At 47.3% G+C, this 16752-nt stretch carries 11 protein-coding genes and 1 pseudogene; 7 read left to right on the forward strand and 5 right to left on the reverse strand.

The genetic code is table 11. From position 1 onward, the window contains the following. Nucleotides 1-5 precede the first annotated feature (5 nt). Entirely contained in the window at nt 6-1193 is a 1188-nt protein-coding gene (locus tag DP_RS02810) for an MFS transporter (protein ID WP_011187809.1), read from the reverse strand. Nucleotides 1194-1334: 141 nt separating this feature from the next. Here DP_RS02810 and DP_RS02815 point away from each other — a divergent pair, with 141 nt between their 5' ends. Both DP_RS02815 and DP_RS02820 read left to right on the forward strand, forming a co-directional pair. After that, on the forward strand, nt 1335-2162 hold the full coding sequence (locus DP_RS02815) for a competence/damage-inducible protein A (RefSeq protein WP_011187810.1): 828 nt from the start codon (nt 1335-1337) through the stop codon (nt 2160-2162). Nucleotides 2163-3051: 889 nt separating this feature from the next. Next, complete coding sequence (locus DP_RS02820; protein WP_041277556.1) at nt 3052-3324, forward strand: DUF4242 domain-containing protein; 273 nt, start codon at nt 3052-3054, stop codon at nt 3322-3324. Nucleotides 3325-3467: 143 nt separating this feature from the next. Here DP_RS02820 and DP_RS02825 read toward each other — a convergent pair whose 3' ends face one another. Further along, entirely contained in the window at nt 3468-3653 is a 186-nt protein-coding gene (locus tag DP_RS02825; protein WP_011187812.1) for a hypothetical protein, read from the reverse strand. A 255-nt stretch (nt 3654-3908) separates the two neighbouring features. Between DP_RS02825 and DP_RS02830 the strand changes: the two genes are divergently transcribed. Then, the gene (locus tag DP_RS02830; RefSeq protein ID WP_011187813.1) at nt 3909-4952 is read left to right on the forward strand and encodes a phospholipase effector Tle1 domain-containing protein; all 1044 of its coding nucleotides are present in this window, start codon (nt 3909-3911) and stop codon (nt 4950-4952) included. Nucleotides 4953-5402: 450 nt separating this feature from the next. Here DP_RS02830 and DP_RS16540 read toward each other — a convergent pair whose 3' ends face one another. The 3 genes from DP_RS16540 to hisS form a co-directional block, all read right to left on the reverse strand. Beyond that, a complete protein-coding gene (locus DP_RS16540; RefSeq protein WP_049784989.1) occupies nt 5403-7313 on the reverse strand; it encodes a HAMP domain-containing methyl-accepting chemotaxis protein in 1911 nt (636 codons plus the stop codon). A 349-nt stretch (nt 7314-7662) separates the two neighbouring features. Next, a complete protein-coding gene (gene aspS / locus DP_RS02840) occupies nt 7663-9447 on the reverse strand; it encodes an aspartate--tRNA ligase (RefSeq protein WP_041277557.1) in 1785 nt (594 codons plus the stop codon). Between the two features lie 42 nt (nt 9448-9489). Beyond that, nucleotides 9490-10779 (reverse strand): histidine--tRNA ligase, encoded by a 1290-nt coding sequence (gene hisS, locus DP_RS02845; protein ID WP_011187816.1) that lies wholly within the window; start codon nt 10777-10779, stop codon nt 9490-9492. Nucleotides 10780-11052: 273 nt separating this feature from the next. Between hisS and DP_RS02855 the strand changes: the two are divergent. The 4 genes and pseudogenes from DP_RS02855 to DP_RS02870 all read left to right on the forward strand — a co-directional run bounded on the left by DP_RS02855 (nt 11053) and on the right by DP_RS02870 (nt 16750). Further along, a pseudogene (locus DP_RS02855) lies at nt 11053-12046 on the forward strand (NAD(P)H-dependent flavin oxidoreductase). Between the two features lie 86 nt (nt 12047-12132). After that, nucleotides 12133-13521 carry a polya polymerase gene (locus DP_RS16545; RefSeq protein WP_156792191.1) on the forward strand — a complete coding sequence of 463 codons (1389 nt, stop codon included), beginning with the start codon at nt 12133-12135 and terminating at the stop codon, nt 13519-13521. Nucleotides 13522-13875: 354 nt separating this feature from the next. Beyond that, nucleotides 13876-14970 carry a hydrogenase small subunit gene (locus DP_RS02865; protein ID WP_011187819.1) on the forward strand — a complete coding sequence of 365 codons (1095 nt, stop codon included), beginning with the start codon at nt 13876-13878 and terminating at the stop codon, nt 14968-14970. A gap of 79 nt (nt 14971-15049) precedes the next feature. After that, nucleotides 15050-16750: a nickel-dependent hydrogenase large subunit gene (locus DP_RS02870; protein ID WP_011187820.1), complete on the forward strand. Its 1701-nt coding sequence runs from the start codon at nt 15050-15052 to the stop codon at nt 16748-16750. Nucleotides 16751-16752 lie beyond the last annotated feature (2 nt).

Below are 16752 nucleotides of genomic sequence, written 5' to 3' on the forward strand. Positions count from 1 at the left end.
ACATATTATTTTTTTTGTGGGGAGGCAATCTGGCGCAGAAACAACCAGGCCATGGGAGGCAATATCAGGGCAAAGGCATAGAAGAGGAGGAAAAATGTCTGCTCCACCCCGACCCTATCGGCAAGTCTGCCCACCAATGGCCCTGTACAGATAAAGCCAAGGCGAAAGACAAGCGACTGCAAAGAGAGGATACCGGCACGATTGGCCGAGGGAATTTCCCGCTGAGCGTGATTAAGCAGCATAGGCCCACGCAAGCCTCGCATGGTGGTGAGTAGATAGTAGAAGAGAAATTCCCAAACTCCACCAACCAGCCCAAGACCCAGATAGCCGGCAAGAATCAAGAGGATGAAGAGGAGTACCATCCATCTATCCCCTATCTGCAAATGAGTGCGGTAACTGGACAGGGCCGAAACCGCCACACTCAGATTTGCCACAGCCCAAATCGGACCAAACCAGGCAAGGGGGACACTGCCAGCCTGCATATAGGGCTGAATCAGCCAGACCGGATAGAAGGAGGCCAGCCCCAGAATCAGGTTCAAAAGAATAGTATAGCGCAATCGCCGGTTCTGCACCAAGGCATAGTGAGTCGACTGCAGGGCCTCGGCAAAATGACTTTTCACTACCCTTTTAACCCGCGAAGGCTCAATAAGGGTGCGGGTCAACATTAGGGCCAATATCCAGACAAACACCTGAATAAGGAAGGGCAGTTGCGGAGCCGTAGCGTATAGCAGTCCGGCAAAGAGGGCTCCGCAGGCCTCACCAATTTGGCCAAAACCGTTCATCCGACCTTCATGGCGGGCATAGTACTGTACCTCTTCACCTACCTTCAGAGTTTCATACAAGAGGGCACTATCTGCACCACTGATAAAGGAGAAGGAAATCCCCAGAATAATCTCAGCAATCAGGACCGTGACAAAGGAATCTGCCAAAGAGTAGAGGCCCCAACCGATAATGCCCAACAGGGAGGCAAGGTTCAATACGGCACGGTAACCGATCCTGTCACTCAGATAGCCGGAGGGGTACTCCATTACTACCATGGCAAGGGAACAGCCCCCCTGCAGGAGCATAATATTGGCAAGACTCAAACCAATATGGTCCTTCCAAAAGAGGGTGATAATAGCCATGGGAAAGAGGCTCATCTTCAGAAAGGAGAAGAGATAAAGCTTCTTTATATTGGAGTTGTCAGTGTTCATCGGCCAATATCAGAAGGAGCAAGGTCTGTTGGCAGACCCTTCTCCCCCCTGCAAAAAAATGTTTATTTTGATGTAAGTCTGGTATGTTAGGATAATATTAACACGATATACATATTCTATGTCAATATTTTACGAGGTATTATGAAAAAAGCAGCAAAGGTTGAAATTATTATCATCGGCAATGAAATACTGACCGGTGATATCTTAGATACCAATACAAATTGGTTATGTGCAATGGTGCATGGACGTGGTGGAGTTGTTACTCGGGTAACTATTGTCCCAGACATACTTGAGGTCGTGGCAGAGGCAGTTCGTGAGGCCGTATCACGCAAGGTTGATATTATCTTCACCTCCGGCGGATTAGGCCCAACCTCAGACGATTTAACCCTGCAGGCCGTCGCCATGGGAACAGATCGTCAAGTCGTTTTACACGAGGAGGCCCTTGAGCAGGTAAGACAACAGTATGACCACTTCTTCGCCCAGGGCATTATGGCAGAGGGAGGTTTAAACCCCGCCCGGCAAAAGATGGCCTGTCTGCCCCAAGGGGGGGAGCCGCTGTTAAATCATGTCGGCACAGCTCCCGGAGTGTCTCTTCTGATAGAGCAAACGACTATTATAAGCGTTCCCGGCGTCCCTTCTGAGCTCAAGGATATTATTGAACACTCTCTGCAACAATTTCTCGATGAAACTTTTGCCGGAGGAGAGGCAATATCACGATGCCTTGCCGTGAAGTGCAACGATGAATCTCTTTTAGAACCGGTACTGATTCAGATAGTAAAAAAATATCCTGAAATTTATACCAAATCTTTAGCTACCACAATCGGCGAGAATCCTGAGATGGATATCTTTATGACTCTTTCCGGCATCGGTGAAAAAAAGCCCCTCCTGGAAAAGGCCTTTGCAGAACTTTGCCAGGGGATTGTCGGTCTTGGTTTTGCAATTAGGAATAAATCAGAGACGCAGAGCTGAGAGGCAGGCATGGTAGAGACGTCGATTCATCGCGTCTCTGTACGATCAGCGCGCGAACGCACTGTTAGTCGCCCTTAGAAACGGGCTTGTTTTACTCTTTTTGTCAGTTATGGATGGGCCGGTATCACTCTTCAGCTTGATAGGTTTAATCGAATAGTACATTTATCATAAGCCTAACATTAATCGTTGCCAAGAAAAGCCTCATTATAACCTTTTGATGGCCTAAAAATGCTTTTTTTTAGTTCCCCAAAACAGTAGGTTCGCGCCCTGGTTACGCCTGGCTATTTTAAACATGGTTTCAGGCTCCAGGGTATCCCCAGTAGATGCAACTCAGCCTTTGGCAGTCTCTCTATAAAGTCCTTCATCATTTTTCCCCCTAGTGCTCTGTAAAACTTTATCCACCATATATTGTTTGCCCTTTTCTCGCGCTGACTTCGTTTCTCATTCGGTCACATAGCGCTACTAGCATTCGTGCCTTGCAGCGCACCAAAATGGCTAAACAATATTTACGATATCTAAAGCCTACAAAGCACTAGTAAAAGGATGGGCGGAGGCCCCTGATCATTTTAGCCCCTATGCTATCACAGTTTTTGGGGAGAAAGGAATGCCTAGCTATCAGCGGTCAGCTATCAGCTGTCAGCACTGCAGGTGGATGATGGGAATAGGGGAAAAAATGTCTTCAACTGGTGACGTTCGTAGAGACCTGCAAATTGTTTTACTTCTTATTTCTTTATGGTATCCTTTTTTCATTGTAATTATCTGCAATTATTCACTTACATGAGTTGCTCCAGATTTGTTGGTTTGACTGCCGCAAAAAGGCGGATTGAGTAAGAGAAAAAGTGCGACAGAGTGTTGTTAAATAAATCACATCTTACACAAGGAAAAGACTATGCCTAAATACATAATTGAACGTGAATTTCCCGGAGCGGGGAAATTGACCGCAAGCGAACTTCAAGGGATATCTTCGAAGTCTTGTGAGGTGTTGCGTGAGCTTGGACCATCGATTCAATGGGTTGAGAGCTACGTAACCAAAAACAAAATCTATTGTGTCTATATTGCACCGAATAAAGGCATGGTTGTAGAGCACGCAAGCCAAGGCGGTTTTCCTGCCAACAAAGTGTCGGAAGTTATGACAAAGATCGATCCAACGACAGCCGAATAACCCCAGTGCTTAACTGGCGTTTCCGCTCTTGAGTAGAGTGGGAACGTCTGTGAGAAGGTGAATTAGATGGTTTTCTTAGAGCCATCTTCCCCTTATCCTAAGGGGAACCTCTCTCGCCTTTTAACTGCAATTGCTTTATTTCCCTATGTATTGGGGCCCCTGCTATCGGTTGGCTTTTTGTTAAACAAATTTGGCTTGACTTGACGAAGCTCTTTCAACTTATCCATCAGCGTTAAATGCTTTTTACGATTCTTTATCATATCAGGTAAATCTATGTCCGCCCCACCTCTCTTACCACCACTATCGCCCTGATATAAAGTAATTATCATAGATTTCGAAACCTATTCACCAGATCATTTAGCCGTTAACCACAACAGTAAACCTCTCGCCACCACTCCACAGCATTATCAATCCCGTCCACATTCGCCATTTGATATTGGCACCGGCCAGGTACTACAATAGATGAGCAGACTATGGCAGGAAAGACAGCAGCAAAGGGAGTCTCATGGACTTTTCCGTGTACTGGTGGCCACCGAGTTTGGTTCTGGCACACATCCCAATGGTTAATTCGATAGGAGATCAACATGAAAAAACTCATTTTTTGTTTTGATGGCACGTGCAATGACCCTGAAGATTCAGGTGATTTTTTCGAAGACTCTAGCGTCAGCAACATACTTAAACTACACGCATTTCTTGGAGGATCACTCAACCCACTCAATGCAGAAAACCCCAAGACATCCAACCAACACAGCTTTTATTATAGTGGTGTTGGAACACGTGGCTCCTGGTTAAAACAAAAATTTAACGCAGTTTTTGCCCCGCCCTATGGTGACATGGATGACATCCTTGATGAAGCTCATAAAGATTTAGACAGACAAAACTATAAAAAAGAGGATGAAATTTATATCTTTGGTTTTAGCCGTGGAGCGGCAATTGCCCGAATGTTTGCTGCGAATATTGGCAAAAAAGTAACTTTTTTGGGTGTATTTGATACCGTTGCTGCGACAAGGGGTTCTCTTGATTTAAATCCAGAGAGTTACCCTGCGAGTGGTATTGTTTTTGAAGATGGAACGATTGGAAAACATATTAAAAAAGCTGTTCACCTGGTTTCAATAGATGAAAAACGCCTTGCCTTTCAACCTACTTTATTTAACAAAGATCAAAGGGTCACAGAAGTATGGTTTGCCGGGGTGCATTCTGATGTTGGTGGTGGTTATTGGTTTGATGGTTTATCCGATATCACTCTAAGGTTTATGATTAATTGCATCAAGGACAAGCTACAAGTACTAGACATAAAATCCATAGATTATGGCAAGTTAAAGATAAGTGGCGCTCAAGATGCTATTTGCTTTGATGACCTTAATATAAACCCCATAACCAATGGTAAATTACATGAGCAAAAGCGTCCTGGTATTAAGGCAAAAACTCTAGCTCCGCGTTTAATTAGAGTCAACATAGATGACCAACCATCAAAAAAAATTCCAATTATTCACCACACTGTTTCTGATAGATTTCATGATGTTACAGAATATCGTCCTTATGCGTTACGCGATGCAAGCTATTACATAATGGACAAAAATGGGACTGTTGACACAAAATCAAAACATACAGGCATAGCGAGCCTCTAAATTTGATTTAGCCCAGAGCCAACGGTTCTTCATCAGTTCAGATAGTTTTATGCTTCTCCCTTCAAACCTTTGTCGAATGAAGATGAGTTGAGAGAAGAGATATGGAGAATCGGAGGACTAGCAGTGATGCGAACAGGACAGGCTACCAATAGGCAATGGTTTAAGAGAGTCCAACCGGTGGCTGGCAGGGGCTGGAGTAGAGACGATATCCCCCTTAGGAGTTGCTAAGCGCCGTCCTAGAGCCCTTGCGCAAGATTCCGGCAGCAGAGTGTGGTCCAACCTCTACTGCCCTAACAGAGTACAGCCCAAAAGCCTCAGGCGAACTCTCGGCCTTTACCAATCAACAACTATGTCAACAACAGTGGTTATCTGAAGATACGAGTCTCTGTAAGAACGAAGACAGACTCAAGAGTCTGTCTCCATCCACTTATGGGCAAGGAGAGAAGGGGCTTAGTATTTTTTAAAGGCCCCGACAAAGGAGCTGAGGTCTCCAGCCAGAGTACGCAAGTCTTCCACCTTGGCTGCCACCAGATCACTGTCCTCGGCAATCTCCTCAACACTTCTGTTAACACCTCGAATATCCTCGGCCATCGTAACCGAAACCGCAGAACTTCTGGCCATATGCTCACTGACCTCCTGAATACCCTGGGAGGCCTGATTAATATTGCTGGCAATCTCCTTGGTGGTTGCCTCCTGCTCTTCGACCGCAATGGCAATAAGAGCAACGGTATCATTAACCTCACCAATCACCCGGACAATATCAGCTATCTCCCCCACCGTATCTTCCGTGGTACTCTGAATATTAGCAATCTCTTCCTTAATATCCTCGGTGGCCTCACTGGTCTGGCGGGCAAGCTCTTTAATCTCATTTGCAACCACCCCGAAACCCTTACCGGCCTCTCCGGCCCGAGCCGCTTCAATGGTGGCATTAAGGGCCAACAAATTGGTCTGATTGGAAATATCGGTTATTACCTCGGTGACCCGACTAATGGCAGCGGCTGCCTTACCCAATATCTCCACCCGTTCCGAGGTACTTTGGGCCTTAGTCACCGCAAGCTCCGTCACCCCATGCGCGGCACCGGCGTTGGTGGCAATCTCCGAGACTGCAGCAGTCATCTCTTCAGCAGCAGCAGCCACAAGATTAATATTACCGGAGGCCTGCTCATTGGCAGCAGCAACACTGACCATGCTCTCACCTAGTTCCATGGCGCAGTCTGCCACCTCGGCTGAGGCCGCAAATGCCCTGGAGGCATTGCCCTTCATCTTGGCGGCAACATGATGAAACTCATCGGCAGAAGAACCCAACTGTTTAGAATTACCGGCAATGGAACGCACAGTACCACTCATCTGCTCCATAAAGAGATCAAACCATGAGGCCAACTCACCAATCTCATTATCCTGCTCTACCTTGAGGCGAATGGTGAGATCACCATCTCCCTCAGCCACACCCTGCATACCCGTGGCCACCTCCCGCAGAGGTTGGGTGATCGACTGGGCCGTCTTCAGGGCAAAGAGGACACCAAAGAACACTGCCCCAATGACCGCACAGACAATGATCCAGAAAGAAAAGCTTACCTTGGAGTTGATACTCAAGGTTCCCTCATCCACCAAGGTTTGGGCAAGAGCGGTTGCCTCCTGACTAAGAATCTGCATTTTCTTTTGCAGGGCCTGTTGCTGATCTATATAGCCATAATACTGTTGGAGGAGAACGTTCAACCTATCAAGACGGCTCTGAATCTCCCTATAGGTGCCCACCAAACGCTCACTATGACCAATAAGCTTTTCCCACACATCAATTTTATGGGCAAATTCTTTGAAATATTTGAGGTTTTTTTCTCTGGCAGCGGGGGTGGCACGGTTAAAATAGGCAAGGGTGCCCACTCGACAGAGTTGAGCTGAGAGCAGCATATCCTTGATACGAATAGCGCCCTTTTTAATAAGAACGTCATAGCCGACAAAGAGCTGCCCTATCTCACCGATCAGGGCCCACTTTTTCTTCTCGAAGCTATCAAGTTGGGCAAAAGTCACCTGGTACTGACTATAACGATCAAGCAGTTGGCTAGCGCTCTCACCAGATAGTGATGAGGCTTGGGACTCCAGGGCAGTAAAACTCTGTTGGATCTGTTTACGAGCCTCATTCTGCTCGGCAAGACCGTCTTTGTAGCTGTTGAGCAGATAATTCCCGAAATGGCCCTTAGCCTCGGAAAAGAGCTGTTGGGAAATATTGGTCTGTTGATATAAAACCATATTTCCCTCTATACTTTTCAACGAAAAAACACCGGCCCCACCGACAATACAGGTAAGGAACAACACCACAGCAAAACCAACACCGACCTGGGTTCGCAATTTCCAATTTTTCATTCCATTCTCTCCCAAAAATTTCTCTGTGCATTCTTTCTATATGAGTTAAAAGCTTACGATTTTTGTCAGGGAAAACAGCGAGTAAGTGTATAGAGTAGCAGAAAATGAATTTAAGGGCAATTATTCTCCATAGCAGAAATAGAGCAGAACAATGGGCAGAAGAGACAATGCTTTTCAGTGGAAAAAAATAGGTTCACAACTTACGACAAGCCCCCTGCCTTATGAGGGCCATAAGAAAAAGACTGCGCCTAGAAGTAAAGTGATAAGACAGAAGGGAAAGGAAGGACAAAAAAATGGCGCTGCGGGAGAAACCCACAGCGCCATGAAGAAACGGACCAACAGAGAGAGCTTACTCCTTCCAATCAGGACGGAGGTAGAGCTCTGTAAGCTGTTTACGGGCAACAGTAGCAGGCGCCTCGGTAAGGAGACAGGCAGCCTTCTGCGTCTTTGGAAAGGCAATGACATTTCGAATAGAGTCACTACCGGTAATGAGCATCATCAGACGATCAAGACCAAAGGCAAGTCCACCATGGGGAGGTGCACCAAGTTCAAGAGCGCGAAGGAGAAAACCAAATTTTTCATCTGCCTCTTCCTTGTCGATACCCAGGGCGGTAAGGACCCGAGCCTGCACATCTCTTTGATGGATACGAATAGAACCACCACCAATCTCAGTACCGTTTAGAACAAGGTCATAGGCACGGCTGAGTGCTTTGTCAGGAGCAGTTTCCAAAAGATCTAGGTCTTCTTCTCTTGGAGCGGTAAATGGATGGTGAATAGACTGGTAGCGGTCTTCCTTCTCGTCATACTCCATAAGAGGGAAGTCGGTTACCCAAACAAAGTTAAACTCCTTCTTATCGAGGAGATCAAGGCGACGAGCCATCTCAAGACGAAGTTCGCCCAGTACCTGGAAGACAACCTTTTCGCTATCGGCACCAAAGAAGAGAAGATCTCCCTCCTGAGCATCAAGGGCCTCGGCAATAGAGGCACGCTCCTCTTCGCTAAAAAACTTAGCAATGGGAGACTGCCATTCGCCATCAGCCTTCATCTTCACCCAGGCAAGACCCTTAGCGCCAAAAAGGGCCGCATACTCGGTCAGACCGTCCAGATCCTTACGGGAGAAGTGGGCGCAAGCCTTGGCATTGATGGCACGTACGGTTCCACCCTCTTCGGCAATAGCCCTAAAAACCTTAAAGGAACAGCTCTTGGCAATCTCGGTAAGGTTGACAAGCTCCATGCCAAAACGCATGTCCGGACGATCGCAACCAAAACGCTCCATGGAATCTGCATAGGTAATATGAGCAAATGGTGGGGTCAGGTCAAGATCCAGAGTTTCCTTAAAGAGAGTTTGAATCATACCCTCGGTCACCTCAATGATCTGCTCCTCATCAACGAAGGAGAGCTCCATATCGATCTGGGTAAACTCCGGCTGACGATCGGCACGCAGATCTTCATCACGGAAACATTTAACGATCTGATAGTAACGATCCATACCGGCAATCATCAACAGCTGCTTGAAGAGCTGTGGAGATTGAGGCAGGGCATAAAATTTTCCAGCACTGACGCGACTTGGCACCAAATAATCACGCGCACCCTCGGGGGTGGAACGGGTGAGCATTGGTGTTTCGATATCAAGGAACTCGTTATCATTAAGATAGTTGCGAATAGCCTGTACCGCCTTATGGCGAAGAAGCAGGTTCCGAGCCATCGCCGGACGACGCAGGTCAAGATAGCGATACTGCAGACGTAAATTTTCTGAAACCTCAGTCTCCTCATCCAGTGGAAAGGGAGGTGTCTCAGAGGTATTTAAGATAACAAGCTCATCCACCAATATCTCTATATCACCGGTACCAAGCTTAGTATTAGCCATATCACCCGGACGGGCCGAAACGGTGCCTTTAATTGCCAGGACCCACTCGCTTCGCAGGCTATGAGCCTTGGCGTGTACCTCTGGATTTATTTCTGGATTAAAGACAACTTGAGTGATTCCTCTTCGATCACGCAGATCTATAAAAATTACTCCACCATGATCACGTCTACGCAGCACCCAGCCCATCAAAATTACCTGTTTGCCGATATCTTCTTTGCGCAGGGCGTCACAAAAGTGCGTCCTTTTCAAACTTCCCATTGATTCCATAATTGTTTTAATCCAGTTCTTTTTTACGTTTTCTGACAAGATTTATTGTGCACTCATGGCAAGTGCTGCAAAAATATCACCTGCCACTAAGGCTACCTCGCACTGCTCTTGGGAGTCCATGTTTTTCAGGACAGCCTTGCCAGTTTCAATCTCATTTTCGCCAAGAATAAGGGTTGCAGCGACACCGGCCTTATTGGCCAACTTCATCTGCGCCTTCAGGCTACGTCCCTCATAATCAACGGCAACACCCACGCCAAGGCCTCGAAGATCCTGGCTCAAGATACAGGCAAGTTTTGTTGCCGCATCGCCAAGACCGATGACAAAGAGATCCAGTTTCTCGGCGACAAACTCCGTTTCCTTCTGCTGAAGTAAGAGTATCAGGCGCTCCATACCAATGGCAAAGCCAATACCTGGCATACCGACAGGACCGCCAAGCTTTTCCACCAGACCGTCGTAACGACCACCGGCACCAACAGCGGACTGGGCACCAAGATCATCGGTAATAAATTCAAAGGTCGTGCGGCAGTAATAATCCAGGCCACGAACCATAAACTTATTAAGGCTGTATGGAATTTCCAGAGACTCAAGGGTGGTACAAACCGTATCAAAATGGTCTGCACAATCACCACAGAGATAATCCAGAATGGATGGTGCCTCTTCTACCTGGGCACGACATCCTGCATTTTTACAATCAAGCACTCGCAATGGATTGGTCTTGCTCCGACGCTTACAGTCATCACAGAGATGCTCAAAACGATCTTCAATAAACTCTACCAGGGCCTGCCTGTAGACAGGGCGACACTCGGGGCAGCCAAGGGAGTTCATTTCAAGTCGGACATTGATGCCCAGGGTGCGGAAGACCATGGAACCCATGGCCATAAGTTCGGCATCAACCAGCGGATTTACAGAACCAAGTACCTCTATATCCATCTGATGAAACTGACGCAAACGTCCCTTTTGGGGGCGCTCGTGACGAAACATGGGCCCAATGGTAAAGAGTCGCTGCACAGGTTTTGCGACGTAGAGTCCATTTTCTATGTAGGCACGGATAAGCGAGGCAGTAGCCTCGGGACGCATGGTCACCTTCTTATCGACAAAGGTGTACATCTCCTTTTCAACAATATCCGTTGCCTCACCAATAGAGCGAGCAAAAAGATCTGTCTGCTCAAGAATCGGCATACGAATCTCAGAAAAATTATGACGGGTAAAAATATCCCGTGTTATCTTTTCCACCTGCTGCCACAACTCTACTTCACCTGGTAATATATCCTTAAAGCCTTTTAAGACCTTTATTTTCAACGTTCCATCCCCCAAAATATAACCAATCAACATTTAGTTCAACGAAAAATCGAGAATTTAACCGCAATTTTTCATATTTGTCAAGCCAGACAATGTCTGCCAAACAAGCAAATCTTCCCTTTCTCTTTTCGCCTAGAATAAGCGCGATACCAGTCATTGCTTGACAAATCCCCAAGAGATGGTCATTATTTGTCCCCGTAAACCTTCTTTCCTGCCAGGCAGGAAGAATTATGTATGAGAGCAAACTTTTTTATATAAAAATTACCAGAAATTCTCATACAACATAATCAACGATGAGGATAATACATGAAGTTACCATCACTCAAAATCGGCAACCTCACGGCGCCATTTCCCCTTCTCCAAGGAGGAATGTCCATCCGTGTCTCTACCGCCGCATTGGCAGCACCTGTTGCTGAGTGTGGAGGAGTCGGTATCATTGGTGGCACCGGAATCCCCGTAGCAGAGTCTACAGGAAGAGATTCGCATAGCCAAGAGCAAGACTAATGGCATTGTTGCCGTTAATCTGATGTTTGCCATGAAAGATTTTTATAATCAGGTCATGGGCGCAATCGAGTCCAAGGTTGATATGATCGTCACTGGAGCAGGCTTTTCCAGAGATATCTTCAAAATTGGCAAAAAGCATAACACCCCCATCGTCATGATTGTTTCCACCCCGGGAATGGCAAAACTGGCAGAAAAACTTGGTGCCTCGGCAATTATCGCCGAAGCCAAAGAGGCAGGCGGCCACCTTGGTACCGACCAACCTCTGCGTAAGATCTTTCCGGCAATTCGCGATGCAGTAAAAAACATCCCCCTTATCGCTGCCGGTGGCATTATCAATGGTTTTGAAATGGCCGAGATGATGGACGAATACGGTGCAGATGGCGTCCAGGTTGCATCTCGCTTTGTTCTCAGCGAAGAGTGCCCGGTCACCGACGAATTTAAGCAGGCATACCTTAATGCCAAGAAGGAAGATATTGTTCTTACCTCCTCCCCGGTTGGCCTGCCCGGAAGAGCTATTAACAATCCCTTTGTCCAGGCCCTTAATGCCGGAAAAAGTATCGCCACAAAAAAATGTCCCTTCGCCTGCCTGAAACACTGCGATCATCACTACTGCATCAACGAGAGACTGCAAAATGCCTCCCGAGATGGCAAGATCGATGAGGGCCTCATCTTCTCTGGAGAAAATACTTACAAAATGAAAGAGATACTCTCTGTAAGTGAGATATTTAAACTCTTCCAAGAACAGGCCGAATCGGTGTATAAAGAAGGAAAGGGTTTTTGCCCTGCAGCAATCTAGCAGTAGCATACTGTATCCGTGCGTGGAGCATCTTGTCTCCACGCATGGACCTCACTCCAACCAAAGCAACAAAGTTGTGCATATTAATGAATAAAACCAACCAGCCACAAACAATAGAAGCACCAGAAAAGATCAAACTCAGCTGTACAGTAATTGCTCAGGGGCAACATCCAATTACCAAAAAGATGCTTGATCCCGATGCCCTTTTTGTACTTGAAAAATTACGCAATGCGGGCTTTTCTGGCTACCTTGTAGGTGGTGGTGTTCGGGATCTCTATCTTGGTAAAACGCCAAAGGATTTCGACATAAGTACCAATGCCCGCCCCGGGCAACTGCGCAAACTCTTCAAAAACTCCAATACCATCGGTCGCAGATTTCGTCTGGTACAGGTTTTCTTCAAAGGCGGCAAAACCATTGAAGTATCCACCCTCCGTTCACTCAGTGAGCATGATCTGGATGGGCCCGAGGCAATCCTTGCCCCCAATAACACCTTTGGCACTCTGGACGAAGATGCTCAACGTCGTGACCTCACCATAAATTCCCTCTTTTATGAAATAGAAACTCACTCCATTATTGACTATGTGGGAGGAGTTGAAGATCTTGAAAAGGGTATTGTTCGTATCGTTGGTGATCCGAAAAAAAGAATCACCCGCGATCCCGTTCGCATAATGCGCGCCATTCGCCACTGCAGCCGCAACGATTTCACAATTGAAGAGAAGAGCTGGGAGGCAATTTGCGACCAACATCAGCAACTTGCCCTCTGCCCACCCTCACGCCTACGAGACGAGTTCCTCAAGGATCTCTATAACTGCAAGATTGCTCCCTGGTTTGAGCTGGCAGAAAAATCATCGATCTTCACCATCCTCATTAAGGGATATCTAGGCAAACTAGACCTCCCCTTTAACGAAACACGATCCTGTCGAGAACAGATCGCCGCGACCATGGCAACCATCGACAGAATGAATATCCAGGCCCTGGAACAAAAAACTCCACGTCAACCGGATTACGTCCTCTTTGCCCTGGTACTTATAGCCTGGGCTGAAAGCGAATTTTCCCTGCTCTCAGAACAGCGAAAGGGCGCTTTGGCCTTCCAACTTGGCAAAAAAATACGCACTGACCTTGACAAGAACCTCGGTATCGACCTTAACCTGCGAAGATCTCTCCGTCAGGAGATGACAACCCTTCTGGTCAATCTGCCTCTCTTTATCATGCATGACAATGGCAAGGATTGGCCTAAGTGGTTACAAAAGAAGAGCTACTTCCCAAGATGCCTCCTCTTTTATAACTGCTACAAAAATACCCTCAGCCAGGAAGAGGCGGAGCTTATCGACATCCCTGCAGAGCCCATGCCTGCCGCAGAAGAACAGTCCAGCGCTCCTACTCCACCACCGGCTAAAGGCAAAAAAAATTCGAAGGATAAAACTGCCCTTTCATCCTCCAGACCGGGCGGAATTTTCGGCTTTAAAAAAGATTAATTTCCCATAGCAGCAAACTAGCCGAACAATCGCCAGATTACTGCCTTCTAACTGTAGCATACAGTTAGAAGGACAGATGAGCTAAGTATCAAAAAAACTTGTGTCTTTTCATAAAAAATACTTGTCGAACAGGTCCCAATTAAGTACCCTCAGTTATTTACCGAAAAAAGATCTTTTCTTTACATCTAGTAGATTTTGCTGCTATTTTGCGCATTGCTAAGCTCCATCCACTCATGAGGCACAGCAAGGTGTTGATTTTTTATAGACTTTTTTTGTTCATATTTATCGGTTTAAATAATACCCGATACAATCGCGCCTAGCGCACAATTGTTGCAACAACAATAGGAGGTTGATATGGCAGACACGGTAAACACAACTATGAATCCAAAGCTTAATCGGCGTGGATTCCTGAAAGGATGTACGATGGTCGCAGCCGCATTGGGGCTTTCCGATGCGATGATTCCCAAATTGGTAGAAGCCGCCTCTTCGGGCCAAAGACCACGGGTTATCTGGCTCCACTTCCAAGAATGCACAGGATGTACCGAAAGTCTCCTCCGGGCATCTCACCCCGATCTCGCCCGTTTAATCCTTGACGTTATCTCCCTTGATTACCACGAAACGGTTATGGCAGCAGCCGGTTATCAGGCCGAGGCTAACCTGCACGACACCGTTGATAACCACCCCTTCATCCTTATTGTTGAAGGGGCTATCCCAGTAAAAGACAATGGAATTTACTGTAAAATCGGCGGTAGAACAGCACTGGAAATTCTTGGTGAGGTTGCACCGAAGGCCACGGCGATCATTGCCATTGGTACCTGTGCCACTTCCGGTGGTATCCAGGCCGCATCTCCCAACCCCACCGGAGCCGTTGGCGTTGAGGACCTTCCTGAGTTGACAGGCAATGTACCCATTGTCAACATCCCGGGATGCCCACCAAACCCCGTTAATCTATTAGGTACAATCCTTTATTATCTTACCTTCAAGAGACTTCCTGCTCTCGATAGCCAAAAAAGACCTCTCTTTGCCTACGGACGAAGAATTCACGATCAATGTGAACGCCGTGGCCACTTTGACGAGGGTCGTTTTGCTGAAAAGTTCGGTGATAAGTTTCACCAGATGGGCTATTGCCTCTACAAGGTCGGCTGTAAAGGCCCTGAGACCTTCGCTAACTGTCCAACAGCACGCTTTAACGATGTTGGTGTCTGGCCAGTAAGCATTGGCCATGGTTGCATCGGTTGTACCGAGAAAAATTTCTGGGATACCATGACTCCGTTCTACGAAAGATTACCCAACGTAAAGATCCCCGGCACCGGTATCGTGGCCGATGCAGATAAGATCGGCAAGGTGCTGGTTGGTGCTACTGCCGTCGGTGTTGCAGCCCACGCCGCAATCGGAATTGGCAAACGCCTTATCAAGGGTAAGCCGAAAGAGAAGGAAGACAAGGAGTAGGGTCTTTTTAAGAATCAATATACCCGCCAGGAGCGATACTCCCGGCATGGTGTTCATATAATTTTCGGAGGTTTTACGTATGGCTCAGCGAATTACCATTGATCCTATTACTCGGATCGAAGGTCACTTAAGAGTAGATATTGAAGTTGACGGTGGAAAAGTAACCAAGGCCTGGTCTTCTGGACAGATGTACCGCGGAATTGAGAATATCCTCAAAGGCCGTGACCCACGTGATGCATGGATGTTTGTCCAACGTATTTGCGGTGTGTGTACCACTGTTCATGGACTTGCCTCTGTTCGCGCCGTTGAAGATGCTCTACAACTCCCAATCCCCCTTAATGCCCAACTCGTTCGAAATATGGTTCAGGCTATTCACTGCCTGCAAGACCATATTGTCCATTTTTACACCCTCTCTGCCCTCGACTGGGTTGATGTTGTTTCCGCACTTGATGCTGATCCGGTAAAGACAGCAGCACTTGCTGAAACCCTCTCTAACTGGCCAGGTAACAGTGCTAAACGTTTCTCTGCTGTAAAAGACAAGCTCAAAGGACTTGTGGCCAGTGGCCAGCTTGGACCCTTTGCCAACGCATACTGGGGCCACCCAGCGATGAAACTGCCACCCGAAGCCAATCTCATGGCAGTTTCTCACTACCTTGAAGCCCTGGATTACCAACGCAAGGCCACTCAGGCACTTGGTATTATCGGTGGCAAAAATCCTCATGTCCAGAACCTCTGTGTTGGCGGAATTGCCAACAACCTCAACCAGGACAACGAGACTGGTCTCACCATGGAGCGTCTCTACTTCATCAAACAGCTCATTGAAGAGGTACGTGACTTTATCAAGATGGTCTACCAAAGCGACGTTGCCGCCATTGGCGCTCTCTATAAGGAATGGATCCCATATGGCGCCGGAGTAACCAACTATATGGCAGCGCCCGATATGTTCACCGACGTCGAGGGCACCAAGGGCGATCTTCCAGGTGGAACCATCTTTAATGCTGACCTGTCCACGGTTAAACCCTTTACCACCATCTCTGATTCATACTTTAAAGAGAATGTTGAAGAGTCTATTGCCCGAGCTTGGTATGACGGTGACTGGTCTAAAAACCCATTTGAAGAGGATACTGATCCCAAGTATACCGACTTTCAAGACGAAGGACGCTACTCCTGGATGAAGGCTCCACGTTTCCAAGGAAAGCCAATGCAGGTTGGTCCTCTTGCCCAGGTACTTGTCGGCTATGCCCAGGGGCATGAGCTTACCGTAAAGGCGGCCAATGACTTCCTGGGCCGTCTCAACTCTGTAGCAGGCACTAATCTTGGCCCAGAGATTCTTCATGGAACCATTGGCCGCCATGCTGGTCGTGCTATCCGAGCAGGTATGATGGCAGATCTTGCCCTGAAGCATTGGGATCTACTGGTAAACAATCTTGCCACCGGTGATTACGAAATATTTAATCAACCTGTCTTCCCTAAGGGCGAACAGCGCGGTGTTGGTATCCATGAAGCTCCACGCGGTATTCTTTCCCACTGGATTATTATTCAGGATGGCAAGATCAAAAACTACCAGGCCGTTGTACCTTCAACCTGGAACGCAGGTCCGCGCGATGGCCAGGGACAACCAGGACCATACGAGGCATCCCTTGTGGGTAACCCTATTGCCGAGCCAGAAAAGCCTCTTGAGGTTCTTCGTACCGTTCACTCATTTGATCCATGTATTGCCTGTGCTGTACATATGCTAGATCCGGAAGGTAAAGAAGTTATCAAGGTTAAAGCCCTCTAGCA

This window comes from Desulfotalea psychrophila LSv54 (assembly GCF_000025945.1).
Taxonomy (GTDB): domain Bacteria; phylum Desulfobacterota; class Desulfobulbia; order Desulfobulbales; family Desulfocapsaceae; genus Desulfotalea; species Desulfotalea psychrophila.

Excerpts from the sequence above, each read along its gene's own strand:
- DP_RS02810 (WP_011187809.1), bottom strand. The coding sequence starts at position 1,193 with ATGAACACTGACAACTCCAATATAAAGAAGCTTTATCTCTTCTCCTTT.
- DP_RS02825 (WP_011187812.1), bottom strand. The coding sequence starts at position 3,653 with ATGATAATTACTTTATATCAGGGCGATAGTGGTGGTAAGAGAGGTGGG.
- DP_RS02865 (WP_011187819.1), top strand. The coding sequence starts at position 13,876 with ATGGCAGACACGGTAAACACAACTATGAATCCAAAGCTTAATCGGCGT.
- DP_RS16545 (WP_156792191.1), top strand. The coding sequence starts at position 12,133 with ATGAATAAAACCAACCAGCCACAAACAATAGAAGCACCAGAAAAGATC.
- DP_RS02830 (WP_011187813.1), top strand. The coding sequence starts at position 3,909 with ATGAAAAAACTCATTTTTTGTTTTGATGGCACGTGCAATGACCCTGAA.
- DP_RS02820 (WP_041277556.1), top strand. The coding sequence starts at position 3,052 with ATGCCTAAATACATAATTGAACGTGAATTTCCCGGAGCGGGGAAATTG.
- DP_RS16540 (WP_049784989.1), bottom strand. The coding sequence starts at position 7,313 with ATGAAAAATTGGAAATTGCGAACCCAGGTCGGTGTTGGTTTTGCTGTG.
- DP_RS02870 (WP_011187820.1), top strand. The coding sequence starts at position 15,050 with ATGGCTCAGCGAATTACCATTGATCCTATTACTCGGATCGAAGGTCAC.
- hisS (WP_011187816.1), bottom strand. The coding sequence starts at position 10,779 with ATGTTGATTGGTTATATTTTGGGGGATGGAACGTTGAAAATAAAGGTC.
- DP_RS02815 (WP_011187810.1), top strand. The coding sequence starts at position 1,335 with ATGAAAAAAGCAGCAAAGGTTGAAATTATTATCATCGGCAATGAAATA.
- aspS (WP_041277557.1), bottom strand. The coding sequence starts at position 9,447 with ATGGAATCAATGGGAAGTTTGAAAAGGACGCACTTTTGTGACGCCCTG.